This is a genomic window from Sphingomonas adhaesiva (assembly GCF_002374855.1).
Taxonomy (GTDB): domain Bacteria; phylum Pseudomonadota; class Alphaproteobacteria; order Sphingomonadales; family Sphingomonadaceae; genus Sphingomonas; species Sphingomonas adhaesiva.
In genome coordinates, this window is record NZ_NWVC01000001.1 from 660,300 (window position 1) to 682,756 (window position 22,457).

At 71.3% G+C, this 22,457-nt stretch carries 18 protein-coding genes and 1 tRNA gene; 7 read left to right on the top strand and 12 right to left on the bottom strand.

Annotated features, from left to right (window positions below; translation table 11 throughout):
- Window positions 1-7 precede the first annotated feature (7 nt).
- The 4 genes from COA07_RS03205 to COA07_RS03220 form a co-directional block, all read right to left on the bottom strand.
- A complete protein-coding gene (locus tag COA07_RS03205) occupies window positions 8-2,143 on the bottom strand; it encodes a GumC family protein (RefSeq protein WP_066711560.1) in 2,136 nt (711 codons plus the stop codon).
- Window positions 2,144-2,203: 60 nt separating this feature from the next.
- A complete protein-coding gene (locus COA07_RS03210) occupies window positions 2,204-3,502 on the bottom strand; it encodes an outer membrane beta-barrel protein (protein WP_066711559.1) in 1,299 nt (432 codons plus the stop codon).
- A 92-nt stretch (window positions 3,503-3,594) separates the two neighbouring features.
- Complete coding sequence (locus COA07_RS03215; RefSeq protein ID WP_141396463.1) at window positions 3,595-4,086, bottom strand: hypothetical protein; 492 nt, start codon at window positions 4,084-4,086, stop codon at window positions 3,595-3,597.
- 68 nt (window positions 4,087-4,154) lie between these two features.
- Window positions 4,155-4,712: a polysaccharide biosynthesis/export family protein gene (locus COA07_RS03220; protein ID WP_245841975.1), complete on the bottom strand. Its 558-nt coding sequence runs from the start codon at window positions 4,710-4,712 to the stop codon at window positions 4,155-4,157.
- 244 nt (window positions 4,713-4,956) lie between these two features.
- Between COA07_RS03220 and COA07_RS03225 the strand changes: the two genes are divergently transcribed.
- Window positions 4,957-5,706, top strand: a complete 750-nt coding sequence (locus tag COA07_RS03225; protein ID WP_066711556.1) for a metallophosphoesterase family protein — start codon at window positions 4,957-4,959, stop codon at window positions 5,704-5,706.
- 3 nt (window positions 5,707-5,709) lie between these two features.
- On the opposite strand, the gene COA07_RS03230 is transcribed toward COA07_RS03225, so the two are convergent.
- From COA07_RS03230 to COA07_RS03240, 3 genes are all read right to left on the bottom strand, one after another.
- Window positions 5,710-7,776, bottom strand: a complete 2,067-nt coding sequence (locus tag COA07_RS03230) for a S8 family serine peptidase (RefSeq protein WP_066711555.1) — start codon at window positions 7,774-7,776, stop codon at window positions 5,710-5,712.
- A gap of 31 nt (window positions 7,777-7,807) precedes the next feature.
- Window positions 7,808-8,284, bottom strand: coding sequence for a hypothetical protein (locus COA07_RS18395; RefSeq protein WP_211280937.1), 477 nt, complete (start codon window positions 8,282-8,284; stop codon window positions 7,808-7,810).
- A 173-nt stretch (window positions 8,285-8,457) separates the two neighbouring features.
- Entirely contained in the window at window positions 8,458-8,865 is a 408-nt protein-coding gene (locus COA07_RS03240; protein WP_066713359.1) for a hypothetical protein, read from the bottom strand.
- 116 nt (window positions 8,866-8,981) lie between these two features.
- Here COA07_RS03240 and COA07_RS03245 point away from each other — a divergent pair, with 116 nt between their 5' ends.
- Window positions 8,982-9,821 carry a hypothetical protein gene (locus tag COA07_RS03245; RefSeq protein WP_141396464.1) on the top strand — a complete coding sequence of 280 codons (840 nt, stop codon included), beginning with the start codon at window positions 8,982-8,984 and terminating at the stop codon, window positions 9,819-9,821.
- Between the two features lie 25 nt (window positions 9,822-9,846).
- Here COA07_RS03245 and COA07_RS18175 read toward each other — a convergent pair whose 3' ends face one another.
- Window positions 9,847-9,984: a hypothetical protein gene (locus COA07_RS18175; protein WP_157085422.1), complete on the bottom strand. Its 138-nt coding sequence runs from the start codon at window positions 9,982-9,984 to the stop codon at window positions 9,847-9,849.
- A gap of 241 nt (window positions 9,985-10,225) precedes the next feature.
- On the opposite strand from COA07_RS18175, the gene COA07_RS03250 reads away from it, so the two are divergent.
- Window positions 10,226-11,140, top strand: a complete 915-nt coding sequence (locus COA07_RS03250) for a hypothetical protein (RefSeq protein WP_096640422.1) — start codon at window positions 10,226-10,228, stop codon at window positions 11,138-11,140.
- On the opposite strand, the gene COA07_RS03255 is transcribed toward COA07_RS03250, so the two are convergent.
- Window positions 11,112-13,658 carry a TonB-dependent receptor gene (locus tag COA07_RS03255; RefSeq protein WP_096640423.1) on the bottom strand — a complete coding sequence of 849 codons (2,547 nt, stop codon included), beginning with the start codon at window positions 13,656-13,658 and terminating at the stop codon, window positions 11,112-11,114. The genes COA07_RS03250 and COA07_RS03255 overlap by 29 nt on opposite strands.
- Window positions 13,659-13,871: 213 nt before the next feature.
- On the opposite strand from COA07_RS03255, the gene COA07_RS03260 reads away from it, so the two are divergent.
- Together COA07_RS03260 and COA07_RS03265 are read left to right on the top strand one after the other, a co-directional pair.
- Window positions 13,872-14,393 carry an RNA polymerase sigma factor gene (locus COA07_RS03260; RefSeq protein ID WP_245841976.1) on the top strand — a complete coding sequence of 174 codons (522 nt, stop codon included), beginning with the start codon at window positions 13,872-13,874 and terminating at the stop codon, window positions 14,391-14,393.
- 1 nt (window position 14,394) lies between these two features.
- A complete protein-coding gene (locus tag COA07_RS03265; RefSeq protein ID WP_066713399.1) occupies window positions 14,395-15,360 on the top strand; it encodes a FecR family protein in 966 nt (321 codons plus the stop codon).
- 76 nt (window positions 15,361-15,436) lie between these two features.
- On the opposite strand, the gene COA07_RS03270 is transcribed toward COA07_RS03265, so the two are convergent.
- Complete coding sequence (locus COA07_RS03270; protein WP_169924219.1) at window positions 15,437-17,662, bottom strand: FecR domain-containing protein; 2,226 nt, start codon at window positions 17,660-17,662, stop codon at window positions 15,437-15,439.
- Between the two features lie 188 nt (window positions 17,663-17,850).
- On the opposite strand from COA07_RS03270, the gene COA07_RS03275 reads away from it, so the two are divergent.
- Both COA07_RS03275 and COA07_RS03280 read left to right on the top strand, forming a co-directional pair.
- Window positions 17,851-19,491: a ShlB/FhaC/HecB family hemolysin secretion/activation protein gene (locus COA07_RS03275; protein ID WP_096640513.1), complete on the top strand. Its 1,641-nt coding sequence runs from the start codon at window positions 17,851-17,853 to the stop codon at window positions 19,489-19,491.
- Window positions 19,491-21,767: an EAL domain-containing protein gene (locus tag COA07_RS03280; RefSeq protein ID WP_096640427.1), complete on the top strand. Its 2,277-nt coding sequence runs from the start codon at window positions 19,491-19,493 to the stop codon at window positions 21,765-21,767. The genes COA07_RS03275 and COA07_RS03280 overlap by 1 nt, the downstream gene beginning before the upstream one ends.
- A gap of 86 nt (window positions 21,768-21,853) precedes the next feature.
- Here COA07_RS03280 and COA07_RS03285 read toward each other — a convergent pair.
- Window positions 21,854-21,929 (bottom strand) — tRNA-Ala (locus COA07_RS03285).
- Window positions 21,930-22,010: 81 nt separating this feature from the next.
- The gene (locus COA07_RS03290; RefSeq protein WP_066486680.1) at window positions 22,011-22,331 is read right to left on the bottom strand and encodes a TIGR02300 family protein; all 321 of its coding nucleotides are present in this window, start codon (window positions 22,329-22,331) and stop codon (window positions 22,011-22,013) included.
- Window positions 22,332-22,457 lie beyond the last annotated feature (126 nt).

The following is a 22,457-nucleotide window of genomic DNA, read 5'->3' on the forward strand; positions in this document are numbered from 1 at the left end:
CCCGTTATCAGCCCGCCTGATAGTAGCTCGAATATTTCTTCGAGTAATACAGCCCGCCGATCGCCTCGGCATCCGGGTCGACCATCGTGAAGATCACGCCGACCACGTTGGCCCCGTCGCCCTGCAAGGATTGCAGCGCGGAGCTCGCCGCCGCCGGCGGGGTCGCGTCCCACCGCACGCATAGCGCGGTGGCATCCGCCAGCACCGCCAGGAACCGGCCATCGGCCAGCCCGACGATCGGCGGCAGATCGAGTACGATATGGTCGTAGCGATCACGCAGCGCGCCCAGCAGGTCTTCCATCGCGCCATCGCCAAACAGGTCGCCGGAGCTGAAATAGGGCGTGCGCACCAGCAACTGGTCCAGGCGCTCGGTCCCGCTCGGGGTAATCGCCTGGTCCAGCGTCACTTCCTCGCGCAGCAGCTCGACCAGCCCCGCGCCCTTCGAACGTTCGCCCAGCACCTCGCTCATCGCCGCGCGGCGGACGTCGCATTCCAGCACCAGCGTGCGCGCGTTGTTGATCGCCAGCGTCCGCGCGAAGGCGAGCGCGGTGGTCGTCTTGCCCTCGGCCGGCAGCGCGGAGGTGATCGCGATCACCTTGTGCGGCAATTGCCCGCGCACGCCGACGATCGACGCGCGCGCGTTGCGCAGCGATTCGGCGAACAGCGACGTCGGCTTTTCCAGCAGCAGGTCGGCCGGGTTGGCGAAGCCCGCCACCTTGGGCACCGCCGCGATCATCGGCAAGCCCAGGCGCGTCTGCACCTCCTCCGACGTGCGCATCCCGGCGACCAGCATCTCCTGGATGAAGATGACGCCCGCGCCCGCGCCCAGCCCCAGGATCAGCGACAGCGCGAACAGCAGCGGCTTGTTCGGCCAGCTCGGGCGCGTCGGCACCTGCGCGGCGTCGACGATCTCGGCCTGCGCGATCTGGTTCTGCGCGGACTGGGTGCTTTCCAGCGACAGCTGCGACATGCGCTCGTACTGCGCGCGCTTGGCCGCGGCCTCGCGCTCCAGGCTGTCGGCCAGCACCGCGTTGCGGGTGTTGCTGGCCTGCTGTGATTCCAGCCGGCCCATCGCCCCGCGCAGGCTGTCGGACCGCGCCTGCGCCGCCGCGGCGGTGGCGCGCAGCGAATTGACGACGCGGCTCGATTCCTCGCGCAGCTGCGCGTCGAGCGCGGCCAGCTGGTCGCGAACGCGGATGCTTTCCGGATGGCGCTCGCCATAGCGGGCCTGCACCTCGCCCATGCTGCGCAGCACCTCGGCGCGCTGGCGGCGCAGGTCGGTGATGACCGGCGAATCGAGCACCTGGCTCACCTCGTCCGCACCGCCGCGCCGCACCTGCGATTGCGCCGCCGACAGGTTGGCACGCGCCGCCGCCGCATCGGATTCCGCGGTCGCCAGCTGGTTGGACAGCGGGGCGATCTGCTGATCGGTGATCGTCCCCTGGGTCAGCCCGCCGCCCTGCACAATGCCGGCCTGCGCGCGATATTGCGCGACGCGCGCATCCGCCGCGGCGACCTCGCGGCCCAGCGCGTCGAGGCGCTGGCGGAACCATTCCGCCTGCCGCTCGGCCGTGCCCTGGCGCGATCCGGTCTTCGATTCGATGTAGGATTTGGCGAAGGCATTGGCGATCCGCGCCGACATCAGCGCATCGGGCGCGCTGTAGCGCACGCTCAGGATGTAGGTCAGCTTCTCGCGCCCGACCGCCAGCTTCTGCAGCAGCGCATTGGCGACCGCATCCTCACGCTCGTTCGCGCTCAGCGCCGGGCCTTCGGTACGCTCCAGCACCTTGGCGAACAGCGGATTGTGCGTCAGGTCCAGCTTGCGCACCACCTGCCGCGCCATGTCGAGCGAACTGAGCACCGTCACCTCGGTGTCGATCGCCTCGGGGTTCAGTGCTTCCTGCTGGTTGCGGTCGGCCGCGGCCAGCGGGTTGCGCGCCGGGTCGATGCGCAGGCGCGCCGTCGCCGAATATTGCGGCGTCATCATCAGCACGAGCGTCACGCCCAGCGCGAAGATCGCCGCCGTGACGATCGCCAGCGTCAGCCAGCGCCGCCGCAGCGTGTCGCGCACCTGGGTGACGAGCCCGGGCAGGCCGCTGGCGTCAGAGCCGCCCCGCGGGGCCGCTTCGTGCAGGATTTCCATACCGGTGACGGTCTCCGAGATAAACGTACGGTGGGTATGGCGGGGAAAGCCCGCCTCCCCTTAACGCTGGATAGTAAGGGTCAGCAGGCCACGCAACTCGTTGGTGTCGCTGCCCAGCGCGATGTCGCCCGACGACCGCTTCACATAGGTGATGCCGCCGCGCAGGTTCACGCGGCGCGACGACAGGTAGCGCCCCTGGATGCCGAGGCGGTAGATGTCGGCGCTGACCGGGGAATCGATGAAATCCTGCCGCGCATATTGTCCCAGCCCGGTCAGGATGAAGTTCGTCAGCACCTCGTAATCGACCTGCGCCGACACCTGGTTGTTGAAGAACGCGCTGTTCGCGCCGATGCTCGAGTCCTCGATCAGGCGGCTGACCTGCAGGGTGATGGTCGCCAGCTCGGTCGGGAAATATTCCACCCGTCCTTCCACCGACAGGCCGGAAACGTTGCGATAGATCGGGCTGTCGAAGTTGCGCCAGACATAGCCGATGCCCAGCTGCCCGCGGATCAGCGAGGTCAGGTCGAACGTCGCGCCGCCGATCAGCCGCCACGCATCCGAATCGCGGTTCGGCTGGCCGTTCAACAGGTTGCGCGAATAATCGATCTGGCCGTAGCTCAGCTGCCCGTACAGCGCCATCGCGGGGGAAAAGGCATATTCGGCCTGCCCGACGATGCGGTCGATGGTCCGATCGCGGTCCTCCTGGCTCAGCTTCGCGCCCGATGCGAGCGTGATTCCGCTGAAGTCGAAGCCGGTATGATCCACCGCCAGCGTCAGCCGGCTCTGCCCCGCCTGATACTGGCCGCGCAGCGACAGATAGTTGCGCAGGTAATTGGACAGCACCGCAATGTCGGAGGAGATCGCACCCGAGAACGGCGTTTCGTACAGCCGCGCCAGCTGCGCCTCGGCCGTCACCGCCATCGACGAGCCGAGTTCGTACCGGCCCAGCGCGCCCAGGTCCCAGGCGTTCTGGTTGCGCCGCGTCTCGTTGAAATAGCGTTCCAGGTTCGCGCCGCCGCGGAACTGCAGGGTATTGCGGTTCCAGTCGGAATTGAGCTGCACCCGCGGCGCGATCGTGGTGAAGCCGTCAGTCATCTTCTCCGCGGGGTTGAAGAAGACGTTGTCGGTCACGCCGACGCCGACGTCGAGCCGCGGGAACAGGTTGAACCCGCCCACCGGGATGCCGACCGGATCGTAATCGGGGCGCGCGCGGTCGGTGACGCTGGTGTTGCGGCCGCGGTCGAACCCGGCGGGGATCGCCGGTTCGAGCAGCGTCGATTCGGCCTGTGCGAAGACCGGCGTGGCCGACAGGCTGGAGCCAAGCGCGGCAGCGGCCAAGGCGAAGCGGGACAGGTTCATGCTATTCTTCCGCACTGGAGCGAGACAGTGGCGAGGGGGTCCGCCGTGGTCGACGACGGCCGGCTCCGCCTGTGCGCGCCGGCCGTGGGGGATCAGGACGAATAGTCGCTGCCGCCGCCGCCGCCACCGCCCGGGCCGAAGACTGGGCTGAACACCGCGCCGCCGGTGATCGAGCCGCCGCCAGTCATGAAGTTGCTGTTGATCGCGCCGGTACCGCGCGCCTTGTTCCGCAGCAGCGCCAGGCGAACATTGGTGATCGCCTGCGTCAGGTTCACCGGCAGGTCCTTGGCCCCGCGCAGCTGCTCCAGCGCCATCGACACGACCGGCACCTGATAGTCGCGCTGGCTGATCACGAAGACCAGCGATGCCTCGACATCCTCGACCGAGGCGTCGCGCGCCACGTTCGCCAGTTCGGCGCGCATCTGGCCGGCCAGCAGCATCGCCGGATCTTCCGCCGGCGCCTCGCCCTGGATCTGCGGCGGCACCAGCTTCGGCGCGGCCAGCGCCGGGGCGATGACCGCCGCGGCCATGGCGATCGCCGCGACCGGGCGCCCTGCAATCAACGTCCTCAAACCCTTGGCCATACTCGTCACTCCCTTGATACGAAGGCGTTCTCGCGCGCCCTTTGCCTGATTTGTCCGGCGGTGCCGGATCAGAAGAAACGCTCGCTGATGCGGATCGTGTCGCCCGGCAGCACCCGCAACTCGGGGGTCAGGCGATAGGCCTGCTCCTCGGTCGCGCCGGCGCGGCGGATCATCGCCACCGATCGGTTCGAACGCGGCGTGAAGCCCTGTGCGGTGGCGACGGCGTTCAGCACGGTCAGCCCGCTGGAATAGGGGTATTGGCCCGGCGCCTTGACCTCGCCCAGGATGAAGAACGGGCGATAAGCGATCACTTCGGCGCTGACCTTCGGGTCGCGCAGGTAACCGTCGGCCAGCTTCGCCTGGATCGCGTTGGCGATCTCACCCACGTCCTTGTTGCCGGCCGGGATCGTGCCGGCCAGCGGGACCGAGATCGTCCCGTCGGAAGCGACCGCGAACTCGCCCGACAGCGTCGGCTCGTTGAACACGGTCACGCGCAGCTTGTCGCCGAAGCCCAGCTTGTAATTCTCGTTGTCCAGCGCGTTGACGGCGTAACGATCGCCGGTCTCGATCATCGGACCGGCGGGACGCCCGATACCGGACGCGCACGCACTGACCAGCAATGCCACGCAACACACAAAGAGTGATCGCCACGTCAGCGCCACCGAGAATCCCCTTTTTGTCGCTTTGAGCCGATACCACTACCCGAAATGGCCGATTTTACCAGCAGCATTTCCTTACCTGTCCCACCTATGGACTCGCGGAACAATCGGAACGCTTAACGGTTCCAACAGGTTAAGCTTTGCATTGACGCACTGCGGCAACGCGCCGAAAACCGGCCCCGTCATTGCTCAGGATCGTGGTCTTCGCGACATGCTGTTTCCGCTCAGGCGCCGCTCCGCCAACGGCCCGTCGACCGAACCGGGCGAGCGTATCTATGTCGTGGGCGACGTCCACGGCCGACTCGATCTGCTGACCGAGATCGTCGACCGCATCGGCGAACATGCCGGTCGCCTGCCCCCGGCGCGCGCGATCCACGTCGTCCTGCTCGGCGACCTTGTCGATCGCGGGCCGGACAGTGCCGGGGTGCTGGATCATGTCCACTCGCTCCAGCGGCGGCACGACGCCTTCGTCGTGCTGAAGGGCAATCACGAGGATATGATGATCCGCGCACTGGCCGGGGAACGCGGCGTCCTGTCCGCGTGGCTGGGCGGCGGCGGTGCGGAAACGCTCGCCAGCTACGGCATTCCCCTGCCTGCGGAACCCTATGACGAGGAGGAGGTCGCCGCGGCGCTGCGCGCGGCGGTGCCGCGCCCGATCCGCCAATGGCTGGCGGCGCTGCCGCTGACCGCGCGGTCGGGCGACTATTTCTTCTGCCATGCCGGGGTGCGCCCCGGCGTCCCGCTGAAGCGGCAGAGCGCGCAGGATCTGCTGTGGATCCGCCGCGAATTCCTGTCCGACGACAGCGATCACGGCGCGGTCGTCGTCCACGGGCACAGTATCGCCAGCGACGTCGAATGGCGCGACAACCGCATCGGCATCGACACCGGCGCCTATCGCACCGGGCGGCTGACCGCGCTCTACCTGGAGGGGACGGAGCGCGAGATCATCGCCACCGGCTAAGCGTCAGAACGGCCGGCTGAAGCGGATCGCCACGCCGTAATCGTCGCGCGCATCGGCGATATTCCCCGGGTTCTGCCGCCAGTACGCGTTGGTGTTGACCCACGCCGCGCCCCAGCGGAACGCATAGCGCCCCTCCCAGTCGGTCTCGCGCCCGGTCGGCGCCAGCGCGATCCGCTGCGGCGTCCAGGCCGACACGCTTTCGCTGGCATAATCCCATTGCGTCGGCAGCAGCAGCCCCACGCTCCCGCTCGACACCCGCAGCGGCCGCACGATGCGCAGGCCCAGGCTGTCCCCGCCCAGCACCCCGTCCTTGCCGATGTCGGCGGCGAAGGCGCGGCTGGCGAGGTTCCCGCCCCCGCCCTGCGCGCCCGTGAAGCCGATCCGCGTCCACCCCTGCCGCCACGTGCCGCCCAGCGACCAGCCGCCGCCGGCATCCAGTCGCAGGTTGCCGTCGACGAACCAGCTGGTCGCGCGCGTCGTGCCCAGGTTCGTCGGGAAGCGCGCGCCCAGCGCGCTGTCCGCTTCGTCCAGCCGCGTCGCCGCGACCCGCGCGAACAGCCCGCCCCAGCGCCGGTCGAGCGCGATCGTGCCGCTGGAATAGCCCGAACGGCTCCACTGCCGCAGCGCCGCGGGCGCATCGGCGCGGCGGTACAGCGCATCGCCCTGCTCCACCGCGGCGGTCACGCCGAACCCGGCCCATTCCTGGCGCAGCCCGCTGCTGACGATCCGGTCCGCCTCGAACCCGAAGCGGGTCAGCCCGTCGCCGACCAGGAAGGCGGGCATCGCCTGCCCCGCCAGCCGCAGCGACAGCGTGCCGGCATCCTCCGCGAAGCCGAGCGCGAACTGCGTCGTGCGCCCCAGCCGCTGCGCGACGCTGCCGGCGATCGCCTGCGCGCGGCGCGCCTCGCTCAATCCCAGCCGGAAGGCGTTAAGCCCGACAATGCCGTTCGGCCGCGCCGCGATTGTCAGCGCCACCGCCATGTCGCCCGCCTGCATCGCCACCTGCCGCGACGGCGCGGCGGTCAGCCCGTTCAGCGGGCGCGACACCGCCTGGCGCGCGATCCCGCTCGCCAGCGTCATCGCATAGGCGCGATCGAACCCGTCAAGCACCACCGCGCCCAATGTGCCCCCGCGCGCATCGCCCATCGCGGAGGACAGCACGACCGCCCCATCGACCGCCGCCACCGTACGCGTCGTGCCCGCCACGGTCAGCGTGCCGACCGGCTGGAACGCGCGCGTCAGGTCCAGGATGCCGCGGCCATATTGCGCATCGGTGCCGGTCGCCCCGGCATCGCGCGCGGTGGTCAGCAGCAGGTCGACGATCTGCGCGCCGGTCAGGTTGGGGAACGCCTGCGCCAGCAACGCCGCCGCCGCGGCGACCTGCGGCGCGGCGAAGGACGTGCCCGACCACAGATAGGCGGTGCCGTTGTTGTTGGGTGCACGCACCTGTTCGCCCACCGCCGCCAGGTAATGCGCGGCGGTATTGCCCGCGCGGTTGCTGCTGGTGGCAAGCGTGCCGTTGGCGTCGATCGATCCGGCGACGATCACCTGCCCGCGCGCCGCGGCGTCATTGGCCACCTGTGCGAAGGCATCGGGATCGGCGGCGCCGTCGTTGCCCGCCGCGACCACCACGACCATCCCGGCGGCGGTCGCGCGCCCGATCGCATCGACGACGGTGGAGGGCAGCGACGTGCCCCCCAGCGAGATGTTCACCACCTTCGCCCCCGCCACCCGCGCGGCGTCCAGCGCAGTCGCGATCGCGTCGGTGCTGAACATGCAACCGTCGGCCGTCCCGCAGGTACCCGGCGCATCGGCGCGATAGATCATCAGCGTCGCGGCGAAGGCGACGCCCTGCGTCCCCACGCCGTTGCGGCGCCCGGCGGCGGTGAAGGCCACCGCGGTACCGTGCCCGTCGACGTCCTGGATGCTGGCATTGCCCGCCACGTCCTGCGACGCGGCGGAGACGCGATTCTCGAACTCCGCGCTGTTGAGGTCGATCCCGCTGTCGATGATCGCGATGCCGACATTCCGCCCGGTCGCCCCGGCGTTATAGGCCGCCAGTGCATTCATCGACACCGCACCGATCGTCGCGCGATATTCGCTAGTATCGTAATTCGTCGGCGTCGGGGCGGGGGTGGGCGCGGGTGTCGGGGCCGGAGTGGGGGCCGGTGTCGGCGCAGGCGTCGGGGCCGGAGTGGGCGCCGGTGTCGGGGCCGGCGTCGGTGCCGGTGTCGGGGCCGGCGTAGGCGCAGGTGTCGGGGCCGGCGTCGGGGCCGGCGTAGGCGCAGGTGTCGGGGCCGGCGTGGGCGCCGGGGTCGGAGCTGGCGTAGGCGCAGGTGTCGGCGCCGGGGTAGGCGCCGGGGTCGGTGCTGGCGTGGGAGCAGGCGTGGGCGCCGGAGACGGAGCGGGCGTCGGGGCCGGTGCCGGCGCAGGCGTCGGCGCCGGAGACGGAGCGGGCGTCGGGGCCGGCGTAGAAGCCGAAGGCGACGGGGTCGGCGACGATGGCGCAGGTGCCGGCGCGGGGGCGGGCACCGGTGCCGGCGTGCTGTTCACGCCGCCGCCCCCGCCGCCGCCGCAACCGGACAGCGCCATGACGGTCGCAGCCGCGGTGGTGTGAAGAAACAGGGCCTTCAGCGTCATCGAACCATTCCCGATAGGATGTGCCGACCCTGCCCGCCGAACCGCTAAGAGCCGGTTAACCAAGCGGGATTTTTGCCCTAACGCCCGCAGATTGTCGTTACACCGGCGAACCTAACGCCCGCGAACCCGCGCCACCGCCGCCGCCGCCGCCGGCACCGGCACGGGACGCCGCATCGCAGCCAGCACCTGTGCCTGCCGCATGTAGCGCCGCTCCCATGCCGCGCGGCGGATCTGGCTGACCAAAGTGATTGCGACCGGCCACATCAGCGTCAGCACCACGTCCGACAGCGTGTCGGACCAGTTCCACGACCCGGAATAGGCGCGGTCCATACATTCGTTGATCAGTTCCGCCGCCGCCACGACGTGCAGCGCGGTCATCGAACCGCGCCGCGTGCGCACCATCAGCTGCACCGCCAGATACAATGCCAGCCCGACATGCACGTGCATCGTCGCGTGGCTGGCGCCGAACAGCGCGACGATCGAATCGATGACGGCGTGATAGCTGGCGGGAATGTCCATGCGCACCGCGCTACACCGCGCGGGTTAAGTCGCTCCTACCGCCCGGCCGCACCGGCGTCGGTGCGGCGCCCTTGCCTCTCCGGGGCGGATCGAGAATGTTTGGCACCATGTGCGCCATGCCGATCCGCCTCCTGTCCCTCGCCGTCGTTTTAGGCGCGGCAGCGTCGGCAGCCTTCCCCGCGGGCGGTCCAGCGGTGGTGCGCGGCAGCGACCAGAACTACATCCCTGCCGGATCGTCCTATTCGCACTATAACGGCATGTGGGCGCGCCATTTCGATCCGTCGCTGCGCGAAACGGACGACCCGCGACGCGCAGGTGGCGCCGGCAACCGTTACTGGTCGCGCGCCACGTTCGATCCCGCGCGCTTCCCGTCGGCCACGCGGATCGACTGGATCGTCCCGGCGATCGAATCGTGGCGCCGTCGCGGTAACCCCGGCGTTTACGGCTATCTGGCCACCAGCTACGGGAATTACGACAGCGGCCAGCCCGATCGCCGCGTGGCGCCGGTACAGGTCGCGCGGCTTGGGCGGTTCGTATCGTCGGTGCGCTGGACGCTGGCGGGCGGGCGCGCCGGCGACGTGACCGTCCTTCAGGAATTCTATCTCACCCGCACGCCGGGCGACGCCGCGGCAAAGGCGCTGGAGGTCGGACTGTTGCTGCACCCCGGCGACACGGCGCGCGACTTCCACCGCACGGGCAAGCAACTGGGTCGCTGGACCGACGATGCCGGCATCGAGTGGGCGATCGCGCGTCAAGGGAATTACGTGATGCTGATGCGCGCCGACGGAAAGGATTTGGCCGCCGGTACGATCGACTGGCGCAGCCTGCTGGCGAGGCTGCGGCGTATCGGGCAGGTCAGCGGTAACGAATGGATCAACGGCATTGCCGTTGGGGTGGAGCCGATTCGCGGTAACGGCTCGTTTCGGCTCGACGACTGGACTGTCGCTCTGCGCTAATGGTCAGGTGTTGGCGCGACGTTCGTTAACCGAAAAGAAGCGCGGCGACCGACCCCCAGAAAATGACCGACAAGATCAGGCCGTAGACGATGCCCAACATCGGCGGCGGCGTAACCTCTTGCAAACGCGCCGGTATCGGCGCCATGGCGGACTTGGTCGTCATCGCCTTCTCCTCTCTCCTCGATCATATTTCTTCCTGATGTGAAAACGGTTCACGGGGGGTTCAGTTCCGCGGTGGCGCTCTCGAGGCGGGTTGCGCAAACAGGTGCTGTTACAATCACTTGGGTTAGAGTAAGCGGTTACATTCCTGATCCCATTCGCCCGTCGACAACGCTGCGAGGTTACCGGTGCCACGGTTCGGCCAAGCTTCCCCACTGCCGGAAGATCGCGCCGCCCTCACCGCCATGCCGCTGCCGTCGGTCACGTGCCTCGTCGCCGATTTCTACGTTCGCGTCGCCTCCCTCGCGGCGCGGCGGTTCGGCGGCGATATCGATCGCGGCGTGATCTACGGGATGTTGTGGGGGGTGGCGCTGTCGCGGTCGGGGGGTGACGCTGCGATCTCGATCCACTCGGCCGCCTTCGCGCTGGGGCGTCCGTTCGAAACCGTGCGACGTCATATCGCCGCGCTGGTCGCGGACGGACTGTGCCAGCGCACGCGGCACGGCATCGCGATCCCGCCCGCTTTATGGTCCGATCCGATCGTCGATCGCAGCCTGTCGCAGCTCAACAACGCGCTGGTCGCCTTCATGGCCGGGGGGCTGGCGGCAGGTGCCTTCCCGGCGCCAGCGGCAGCGAGCGCCGGCCCGTTCCGGCGCGACGACGGCGCGCGCCTCGCGATCGACCTGACGCTGGCGATCATCGACTGCCATCGCGCGTTCGTGCCTGACGTGGTCGATCTGGCGATCGTCGCGGCGGTGATGGATGCCAATGCGCGCCGCTGGGCCGTGTCGGCTGACGGCGCCGGCCCCCGCGCGGCGGATGCCGGGCCGGCGACGTTCGACGGCACGCACGCCGTCCGCGTCGCCACCGTGGCCCGCGCGCTCGGCATCGGTCACGCCACCGCCCGCCGTCGCGCGGCCGGTCTGGCCGGCTCCGGCGGGCCGCTGCTGCGGATGCGTCAGGGGATGGTGGTGTCCCCCGCGTGGCTGGCGCTGCTCTCATCCGCGGCGGCCGGTGACGGGCGCCATGCCACGCTGACGCTGCTGCTGACCCGCGTCGCCGCGGCGGGCTTTCCCTTCGACGCGCCGCTGTCCGCCTGTGCCGCGCTGTCCGCACGCCATCGCGCGCCGGTCAATATTCCCGCGCCAGCGTCAGCGTGACCGTGCGCGGTCGCGCGGAATAGACCTGCCGCACGCCGAACGCGCTCGACACGATCCGCGCCGGGGCGACCGCGTCCGCGACATTGTCTATCCCCAGCCGCGCGCTCCACCCCCCGCGCCGGTACAGCGCATAGACATCCGCCAGCGTCCGCGCCGGCGTATATTCGCGATAGGCGGCCTGCGCGGAAAAGGTGGTCGCGAAACCGCCGTTGCCCGATGCGACCGCCCCCACCGTCAACGTCCCGCCGCCCGCGCGCCGGCGCAGGTCCGCGCTGACGACCCAGGTCAGCGTCGGCACGTTGGGCAACGGATCGCCGCGCAGCCCGGCGCCGTCGCCACTGGCCGCGGGCGTATCGCGCGACAGCCGGGCGTCCAGCACCGTCGCCCCCGCCGCCAGCCGCAGCGCCCCGTGCGTGGCCGTCACGCGCGCCTCGGCCCCGTCGATGTGCGCGCCGCCCAGGTTGGTATTGTACAGGAACGCGCCATTGGCGCTCGCCGCGACGAAGATCGTGTCCCGCCAGTCGATGTGGAACAGCGCCGACTCGATCCCCACCGTCGGTCCTGCCACCGGTACCCGCATCCCCAGCTCGTAATTCCACAGCCGGTCGGCGCGATAGACCCGCTCCGCATCGCTCAGTTCCGGGGTGATATTGACCCCGCCGGGGCGGAAACCCTCCGCCGCACTCAGCTGGACGACCGCACCGCCCTTGCCGCGCCACGCCAATGCGGCCTTCAGGTTGCTGCCCGTCGCCACCGTCCTGTAGCGCGCGCTGGCGCCATTGCCCGTACCGGTGGCGATATTGGGCAGCGGAACCGATCCCCCCGCCGCGCGCACGTAGCGGTATCCGCGCATCCCCACCGTCGCCGACAATCCCGCCGGCAGCTCCCGCGTCACCTCGCCGTACAGCGCCTGCTGGTCCAGCCGCGTGTCGATCAGCCGCAATCCGGTCACGTCCAGCGGCCATATCACCCGCCCCGACCCCGCATCCGCCCGCACCGCATAGCTGGACACCCCGTCGACGCGATGTTCGGCAAAGGCGCCCAGCGTCCAGCGCCACGCCCCGTTGCCGTCGTCCGACACCCGCGCCTCCGCACTGGTGCTGCGCATCGTCATCGGCTGGAACAACACCGCCGGCAACCGCGTGGCCAGCCAGCCGCGATACGCCGCCAGGTCGCAAGCCCCGCCGCCGACCGACGCCGCATAGCGCCCGCACGCGGCGATACTGTCGCGCTGCGCCGCCATCACGCTCGTGAAATCGATCTGCCGCATCGTGCGCCACGCATAATGCGATGCCGTCGCGGTGACCCGCACCGCCCCCGGCGCCCAGCGCACCGTCGCACTCGCCAGCCGCAGCCGGTCGCTGTTCGGCAGGCGGACGGGCACGTCGGTTCGCTGCGGCCCCGCTTCCCACCGCCACGTACCGGCATCGTCGATGCGATTGCGCTGCTCCAGCACGATCGCGTCCACCCGCCATCGCGGGTCGGGCGTCCACGACACGCCGATCCGCCCGCTGTCGCGCGTCACCACGTCGCCGTCGCGATAGCCCAGCCGGACATTGTCGGTCACCCCGCCGGTGCGGCGCCGCCCCGCCACCACGCGCACCGCCAGCCGGTCCGCGACGACCGGCACGTTGACCATCGCCGACAGCGCCGCGCTCGGCCCGCCACCGCGCGTCGTGCCCAGTTCGACCGCGCCATCGGCCGCGAACCCGCCGGCGTCGGCCTGGCGGAACAGCGTGCGCAGCGTACCGCCCAGCGACGACGCGCCGTACAGCGTGCCCTGCGGCCCCTTCAGCAACTCGATCCGCTCGACGTCGATAAGGTCGACGTCCGGGGTCATCGCACCGGGATCGAACCCGGTCCCCGACGGCGCGGTCACCGGTACCTCCCCATAATAGACGCCGACCGTCCCCTCCCCCGTGCCGATCACGCCGCGCACCGACAGGCGTTGCTGCAGCGGCCCGGTGTTGGTCGCCGTCAGCGCCGGCAGCAGCCGCGCCAGCGCACGCCGTTCGACCGTGCGCGTCTCCTCCAGCGTCGCGGCGGATATCACCGCCAGCGACGGTGCGGCCGCGCTCAGCAGCGTCGGGCGCCGCTCGGCGGTGACGACGATGTCGGCGGGGGTCGCCGCCCAGTCTCCGGCGTCGGGCGCCGCGACGCGCTCGATCACCAGCACCCCCGGACCGACGCGCCGCGCCACCAGCGGATGGCCGGCCAAGGCCGTGTCCAGCGCCGCGCCGACCGGCAATCCCCGCGCCAGCGGCGGCGCGCGCCGCCCCACGACCAGCGCGGGATCGACCAGGATCTGCTCGTCGGTCTCCACCGCCAGCCGGCGCAGCACGACATCCAGCGGCCCGGCGGGGATATCATGCGCGACGCGACGCGGCGACGCGCGCTGCGCCGCGATCGGCGCCGACCAGAGGCCAGCGACACCGATCGCCGCGGTCAACGCGACGCCGCGCGCTGCCACCGCGCCGATCGTCGCTGTCGTCCTGCCGCGCGTCATCAGCCCCGTCACCCCGTCACCGTGTCTGCGTCATCCCCTCCGGCTCGTACGACGTCCGGGCGACCGGCCGCGCGGCGCTGGCCATCGCCTTCTTGACGGACGTGTTACAACATGATCGTCTGTATCCCACAAGCAGGACGTCGGGAGGGGACGTCGGCGGGGCAAACCGCAACGATGTTCGGGGCATAGCGCGGGTTCGTGACCTGCGCCCAAGGGGGGAAGACGATGGTGCTGATCGCGCAGGCGCCGGTGGCGGCCGCGACGGAGGGTAGCGAGATGTTCGCCCCCCTCCTTCCCGCCGTGCGCCGTTTCCTGATGAAGCGGGCACCCGCCGACGACGTCGACGACCTGCTCCAGGATGTGGCGCTGCGGATGCACACGCGCCGGCCGCAGGGCGATATCCTCAATCCCGAAGGCTATGTCTTCCAGGTCGCGCAAAGCGTGCTCGCCGATCGCGCGCGCCGCGATGCGGTGCGGCAGCGGTCGCGCCACGTCACGATGGAGGAAAGCGACCATCCGGTTGAGGTTCGCTCGCCCGAGCGCGTCATGCTGGGCAGGGAACAATGGTCGCGGCTCGTCGCGGCGGTGGGCGACCTGCCGGAACGGACCCGGCAGGCATTCGTACTTCATCGCTTCGAAGAGATGAACTACGCGGCAATCGCCCGGCATATGGGAATATCGGTCAGTGCGGTGGAAAAACATATCATGAAGGCGATACGCCTCCTTGCGGCGACGCTGGAGCGATAGGGTGACGACGAACGATCCGGCCGCGCATGCCGCGGCCTGGTATGCGCGCCTGCATGCCGACGATGCCCGATCCGAGGATGCCGCCGCGCTCGATCGCTGGATGCGCGACGATGCCGCCCATGCGTTGGCGTGGCGCGACGTGCGCGACACGGACATGGCGCTCGATTTGATCCGCGACGACCCCGCGATCGCGGCGCTGCGTGCGGAGGCGGTCGGCAACGCCGCACCCGCCCGTGACTGGCGCCGCGCGGCGATCGCCGCCGCGCTGTTCGTCACCGTGGGCGTCGGTACCGTCGCAATCGTCGGTCGGAACGGCGACGCCCCCACCCCCGCAGCCCCGGCGGCGCTTCGCTATGCCGCCACCGACGCGATCCGCCGCGTCGCGCTGACCGACGGCAGCGTCGTCACGCTCGATGCCGGATCGGCGATCGACGTCGCGGCGATGGGCGCGCAGCGGCGCATCGTCCTGCGATCGGGGCGCGCCGGTTTCGCGGTGGCGAAGGATCCCGCGCATCCGTTCGTCGTGGCGGCGGGCACCGCGTCGGTCACCGCGCTGGGCACGCATTTCACGGTCGAGCGGCGCGGTGCCGACGTCGCCGTCGCGCTGACCGAAGGGCGCGTGCGCGTGGACACGCCGGCCGGGTCGCGCACGATGAGCCCCGGCCAGGTCCTGTCCACCGCCGGCGGGCGACAGCGGCTGGACGATCGCGGCGCGGAAGGCGCCGCCGAATGGCAGGACGGGCGACTGACCTTCGCCGCCACGCCGCTGCGCGATGTCGTCGCGCAATTGCAACGCTACGACCGGCGCCGCATCGTCATCGCCGATCCCGGCCTCGCGGCGCATCCCTATAGCGGCTCGCTCAAGACGCAGGGCGGAACCGACGCACTCGTCGCCGCGCTGGAAGCCTATCGCATCGCCCGCGTCACGCGCCGGGATGCGGATCGGATCGAACTCGCGCCGCGCTGATCGGCCGCAATTGTAGCTGGAAAAGCGCCCCCCCCCCGCCGGCCGACGACGCCCGGCGGGGGGGGGGGATCCGGGATCAGGGCTTCTTCGGTTTCAGCAGGTCTTCCAGCAGCTTGAACACATCATCCAGCGGCTTGGGCTGATTCTTGGACGGCTTGTCGGGCCCCTTCTGCGCTTCCTTCAGCGCCTGTTCCGCGGCCTTCTGCGCTTCCTTCGCGGCCTTTTCCTGCTCGCGGGCCTGTTCCTCGGCCGCCTTCGCCGCCGCCTCGCTCGCCTCCCTGGCGGCCTTTTCCGCGTCGCGCGCGGCCTTGTCCTGCGCGGCCTTCTCGGCTTCCTTGGCGGCACGCTCGGCCTCGGCCGCCGCCGCCGCGGCGGCCGCGTCGCGCGCCGCCTTTTCGGCATCGCGTGCCGCTTGCGCCGCCTGCGCCTCGGCTGTGGCCTGCGCGGCCTGCTGCGCCTTTTCGGCCGCGGCCGCCGCCTCGCGTGCGATGCGATCGGCCTCGGCGGCGGCGGCGCGGGTCGCCTGCTCCGCCGCCTCGCGCGCTGCCTGTTCGGCCGCCTTCGCCTCGGCAGCGGCCTGTTGCGCGGCGGCCTGCGCCGCGTCGCGCGCGGCCTTTTCGGCCGCCGCCTGCGCCGCGGCGCGGTTCGCGTTCTCGGTATCCTGCGCCGCGCGCGCGGCATCGCGCGCCGCCTGGTCGGCCGCCGCCTGCGCCGCGACCCGCGCGGCCTCCGCCGCCTCCTGCGCGGCGCGCGCGGCATCGCGCGCCGCCTGATCGGCGGCGGCCTGCGCGGCGGCATCGGCCTGTGCCTGCGCCGCCTGTGCCTGCGCGATCTGCTGTGCGGCGCGTTCCGCCGCCTGCGCGGCCTGGCGCGCCGATTCCTGCGCGGCGGCCTGCGCCGCTTCCTGGCGCGCCCGCTCCGCCTCGGCGGCGGCGGCCTCCGCGGTCGCACGCTGCATCGCGGCCTCCCGCTCCGCCGCGGCGGCGCTGGCTGCCTGCGCACGCGCCGCCTCGTCCGCCGCGGCCTTGGCCGCGGCGGCGGCAGCTTCCTCGGACGCGCGCTTCGCCGCGGCGGCGTCGGCGTCGGCCTGCGCCTGGGCCTGCGCCTTGGCCAGCCGCTCGGCCTCGGCGCGGGCGCGATCCTCGGCCGCCTGCGCCGCCGCCTTGGCCGCTGCCTCCGCGGCGGCGGTCGCTGCGGCCTTCTCAGCGCTGCGCTGCTCGTCCTCGGCCTTCGCCCTGGCGGCTTCCTCCGCCGCCTTCGCCGTGGCCGCTGCGGCGTCGGCCGCCTGGCGCTCCGCCTCGACCTTGGCCAGCGTCGCGCTGACCGTCTCGGTTTCCGATTTCTGGACGGTGGCGGCAGCCTGCGCCGCCGCGGCGCGCGCCTCGCCCATCTGGCTGGCGGTCTCGACCATGCGCGTCGTCGATACCGCCGCCTCGGCCGCGATCTTCGTCGCGGCGGCGACGCCGGCGATGTCACCGCCCCCGCCGATCGTGCCCGATACCAGCCCGCCGGTCGTGCTCGCCAGCGACGCCGCCGGGGCATAGACCGCCGCGGTCAGCGCGGGCGCCTCCACCGGCGTTTCGGACGCCGCCTGCTCGGTCGCGGCCACCGCCTCGGTCTGGACCGCTGCCGATGTCGCACCCTCCGGCGCCGCGGCCGCGTCCTCGCCGGCGGTCTGTTCCACCGCCACCGGGGCCGCGGGCGCCGCCGGCTCGCCCTCGCCGGCGCCCGGCGATTCGATCACGCGGGTCCGGCCGCTCTCCTCGATCGTCATGCGCATGCGGTTGCCCGCCGCGACCATCGCCACCGCGCCCGGCGTCACCAGATCGTGCGCCCCGCCGTCCAGCGTCGCGACGTCCACCGCGCCTTCCAGCACCTGCACCGACGTGCCCGCGCCGGATACGCCGACGGAGAAGGTCGTCCCCTTAACGACCGCGGCCAGATACGGCGTCTTCACCTCGAAATGCGGGGTCATCTTCTTCTTGATCATGAAGACGACGTTACCCAACTCCTCGATCACGCGGGTGACGCCCGCGGGCTGCGCCTCCGCCGGCAGCCGCAGGCGCGACCCGGGGGCGACCATCATGAATTCGGTGCCGCGCACCAGAACGGCGCGCCCGCCGCGCCCGGTGGACACGACATCGCCCGCGCCCACCGCACCGCCGCGCGTCGCCACCGTCGACACGCCGCCACGCGCGATCGTGACCGGGCCGGACGCCTCGCTGATCGTCCAGCCGGCCGGACCAGCCAGGGCCTGCGTGGAACAGGAAGCCGCCAGAACGGCGGCAAGGGCGCGACGCATCGAAAATCTCCCGCGGGCCCTGCCGATTCGGCGGACCCTGGCCTGTCCCATCGCCCGGGAAGACTTGCGGCGCCCTTTCGCGCCGTGGTGAAGCGCGCGTTTACGCGGTGGGTGAGCGCGCCCTAACCAAATCCCAAGGTTTCGCCGGCTACGGCTGGCCGCGATATGACATCCGGGGATCCGACATGATGCGTGCACTGGCCGTGGCCGGCTGGATGGTGCTCGTCGCACCGTCCGCACTGGCGCAGACCGCACTCGACCGTGCCGACCCGACGTTGATCGAGCGCACCCTTCCGCCGCCGGTCATCGCGCCGCAGGACGATATTGCGCGCCCCTCCGTGCCCGCCGCCCCTGCGGTCACCGCCGCGCCGGTCACCGGGATCGTCCGCGCGATCACCGTCGACGGGCAGGACCGGCTGCCGCCCCCGACCTTTGCCGACGTGATCGCCCCGCGGCTGGGGATTGCGCTGTCCCAGCCCGATCTGGCGGCGCTGGCGGGCGCGGTCGCGCAGATCGCGCGGGATCGCGGCTACCCCTTCGCCACGGCGCAAGTACCGGCGCAATCGATGGCAGGCGGCATCCTGCATGTCACGCTAGACCTTGGTCGAATCGATGCGGTGCGGATCGTGGGCGCGCGCAGCGCGGCCGCCGATCGCGTGCTGGCCGCCGCGCTGGTCACCGGCGGGCCGCTGCGCCGCGCCGAACTGGAACGCGCGCTGCTGCTGGTGGGCGACATGCCCGGCCTGCGCGTCACCGGCAGCCGGCTGGTGCGGCAGGACGGCTTCGGCATCCTGCTGGTCACGGTCGAGGCGGACCGCCGCTCGGCCTATGTCCAGATCGACAATCGCGGCAGCGACGAGGTCGGCCCGGTGCGCTCGACGCTGATCGCCACCGCGCGGGAGGTCGCCCAGTCGGGGGACGAGGTGACGGTGATCGCCTCGCAGACCCCGCTGCAACCGTCCGAATTCGTCTTCGTCCGTGCCCGCTACACCGCGCCGCTCGACGCCCATGGCACGGTCGCGACGGTGTCCGGCTCGATCGCCCGCTCGCATCCCGGCGGCGCGCTGGCGCCGCTGAAGGTCGAGGGGCACAGCGCCGACGCCGCGGTCGGCGTGCAACATCCGTTGCTGCGCAGCCGCGCGCACAGCCTGTGGCTGGGCGGCGAACTGCGCGCGATCGGCACCGACCAGTTCCTGCTGGGGCGCACCCTGCGCCGCGACCGGCTGGTGACGCTGGCGGGCACGCTGACCGGCGCCGCGACGCTCGCCGGCGGTGCGGCCCGCGCGGAATTGGCCACCAATGTCGGCTTGCCGGTCGGCGGTGTCACCCGCGCCGGCTCGCCGCTCGCCTCGCGCGGTGACGGCGATGCGCGCTTCGCCACCTTGTCCTATGCGGTCGACTGGACCGCCTCGCTCGGCAAGCCCTTCAGCGTCGTCGTCGCCAGCGCCGGGCAGCTGGCATCGCGCCCGCTGCTGGCGGTCGCGGAAATCGGCCTGGGCGGCCCCGCCTTCGGCCGCGGCTACGATTATGCCGAGCGGACCGGCGACCAGGGCATCATGGGTGCGATCGAAGTGCGCGCCGACACCGGCCGGCTGCCGGGCGGCATCGTCGATCGCACGCAGCTGTACGGCTTCGTCGACGGTGGCACGGTCGGCAACCTGCGCGGCGGGGACGGCGGCGGCAGCCTGATGTCCGCCGGGGTCGGCGCGCGGATCGGCACCGGGCGCTTCGATTGGCTGGTGGAGGCGGCGCTGCCGGTCACCGACCCGCGGTTCGACACCGGCGATCACAGCCCGCGCATCTCGTTGCGGCTGGCGCGCGCGTTCTGATGCGCCTGCGCAGTTCGCCCCTGATCCTCCTCATCGCCGCGATCGCGGGGGTGACGACCATGCTGCCGGCAGTGGGCATGCCGCTGAAGCGCCTGATCGAACCGCTGCGGATCGCGGTCATGTCGCACCCGGCGTCGGGCGACGTCGTCGTGGTCGAAATGGACGCGCGCAGCGTCGACGCGATCCGCCGCTGGCCGTGGCCACGCCGCCATTATGCCGCCGCGGTCGATCGTCTGCGGTCGGCGGGCGCGGCGACGATCGTGTTCGACGTCGATTTCTCCACCGCGTCCGATCCGGTCGACGATCGCCTGTTCGCCGACGCCATCGCGCGCGCCGACGGCCGCGTCGCCCTTCCCACCTTCGCGCAACAGGCCGGGACGACCGACCGGCGCAACCTCGACGCGCTGCCCGTGCCGGCGCTGCGCGCCCATGCCAGCCTCGCCTCGGTCAGCATCCAGCCCGACCTTGACGGCATCGTCCGCGACATGCCGCTGGCCACCGTGACGGCCGACACGCCGCGCCCGTCGCTGTCGGCCTATATCGCCGCGCGGGCGGGGCGCGCGGGCCAATCCTATCCGATCGACTTCGCGACCAACCCCACCACCATCCCGCGGCTAAGCTTCATCGACGTGGAGCGCGGCCGCTTCGATCCGCATGCGGTGCGCGGGCGCCACGTCCTGATCGGCGCCACCGCGATCGAGATGGGCGATCGCTACCTCGTCCCCGCGCACGGCGTGCTGCCCGGCGTGGTGATCCAGGCGCTCGCCACCGAAACACTGCTCGCCGGGACGCCCGCGCACGGCACGCGGCCGTTGATCCTGGCACTGGCGCTGCTGCTGGCCGTTCCCGGGGTCGCCGCCCGCCGCACCAGCGTGGCGGCGGTACGGCTGGCGATCGCGCTGGTGGTCTTCACCGCCGTGGTGCTCGCCGCGGAACGCTGGGGCGGGGTGCGCTATCCGCTTGCCATCGGGCTTGCCGCGCTGCTGGTCACCGGCGCGCTGATCGCCGCGCGCGATGTGGCGCGCCGGTTCCGCGACAACCGGCTGACCGACGAGGCGACGGGCCTTCCCAACCAGCGCGCCTTTGCCGGACGCGGGGATCATCCGCCGGTGCTGGCGCTGGTCCAGATCACCAATCTGGAACCGTTGTCGGCGGTGCTGGGGGCCGATGAGGTGGCGCAGGCGATCGTGCGTACCGCGGAGCGGCTTCGCCTCGCCAGCGCCGACGGCCACGTCTATCGCGTGCGCAGCCATCAGCTGGCGATGGCGCTGCCGACCGATGCCGACGTCGCCGATATCCTGGCCGGCGCCCGCGGGTTGCTGATCGAACCGGTCGAGGTCGCCGGGCGCAAGGTCGACGTGGCACTGTCGGTCGGCGTGACGCTCGACGGGCAGCTGGCCACTGCCGCGCTCGCGGCGGCGCAGGCGGAGGCGGAAGGCGTGTTCTGGCGCGCGGCGTCGATCAACCGCGACCAGCTGGAACGATCGGTGTCGCTGATGGGCGAACTGGATGCGGCGATCGCCGCCGGCCAGATCGAGGTGCATTACCAACCCAAGCTGGCACTGTCGTCGAACCGCATCGCCAGCGTGGAGGCGCTGGTCCGCTGGCGTCATCCGCAGCGCGGCATGGTACCGCCCGACGCGTTCATCCCGCTGGCCGAACAGTCGGACCGGATCGGGACGCTGACGCTGCATGTGCTCGGCATCGTGCTGCGCGATGCGGCGCGCTGGCGCGACGCCGGCCACCGCCTGACCGCCGCTGTCAACATCTCCGCCAAGCTGCTGACCAGCCCGGCGTTCACCAGCGCCGCCGACGCGCTGCTCGACGACGCGCCGGTCGCGCTCGACGCGCTGATCTTCGAGGTGACCGAATCCGCGGCGATGGCGGACGCGGATGCGGCGGTGGCGACGCTGCACCATTTCCGCGCGCGCGGGATCGCGATCTCGATGGACGATTACGGCACCGGCCAGTCGACGCTCAGCTATCTCCAGCGCCTGCCGCTCAGCGAACTGAAGATCGACCGCCGCTTCGTCCAGTTCGCGCACGAACGCGACGCGGACGCCGCGCTGGTCCGCTCGACCATCGAACTGGCGCACGCGCTGCGCCTGACGGTGGTGGCCGAAGGGATCGAGGAGGCCGAAACGCTCGCGCTGCTGACGACGCTGCGATGCGATTATGCGCAGGGCTATTTCATCAGCCGCCCGCTCGCCTACGACCAGCTGATCGTGCGGCTGGCGGACGCGGACGAACCCACGGGAACCAGGATGTCAGGGTAATCGGGCGGTGTCCCCACGGCCACCGCGGCGGATCATCGCGTCGCGAAGGGCAAAGCAGAAATTCGGGACAACCCGGGGACGAGGAATGGTGGAGCCGAGGGGGATCGAACCCCTGACCTTCGCAATGCCATTGCGACGCTCTCCCAGCTGAGCTACGGCCCCATTCCGTCCGGGAGGCAGCCCACTAGCGGGCTGCTCGAACGTTGGCAAGCGGCGCGATCGCCGCCTGCCAACATTTTTTCGTCAGATGTTCTCGTCGTCGTCGTTGGACGTTTCCACGCCCAGGTCGTCGTCGCCGCCCAGATCGACCTCGTCGTCCGCCGACACTTCCTCGTCGTCCGCGGGCGCCAGATCCTCGTCGTCACCGGCCAGATCGGAATCGGCCTCCTGCTTGTCGGCCTTCACCTGCTCGAACGGCAGCGGCTGCTTGGACTTCAGGATCGGTTCCGGTTCCCACGCGTAACCGCATTCGATGCAGGTCACCGGATCGTTCTTTTCGAGATCGTAGAAACGCGTCGCGCATTTCGGGCACGTACGCTTCGTGCCCCATTCCGGCTTGATCATGCCGTTTTCAGCCTTTCGGATGGGTGGATCGACAGTGTTGCCCGCCGAAGTGGGGCGCGCCTTGCCATAGCGCAAGGCGGCTGGCAAGGCTGCGCGGCTTTCCCATCCTGCCGATCCGGTGTCCCT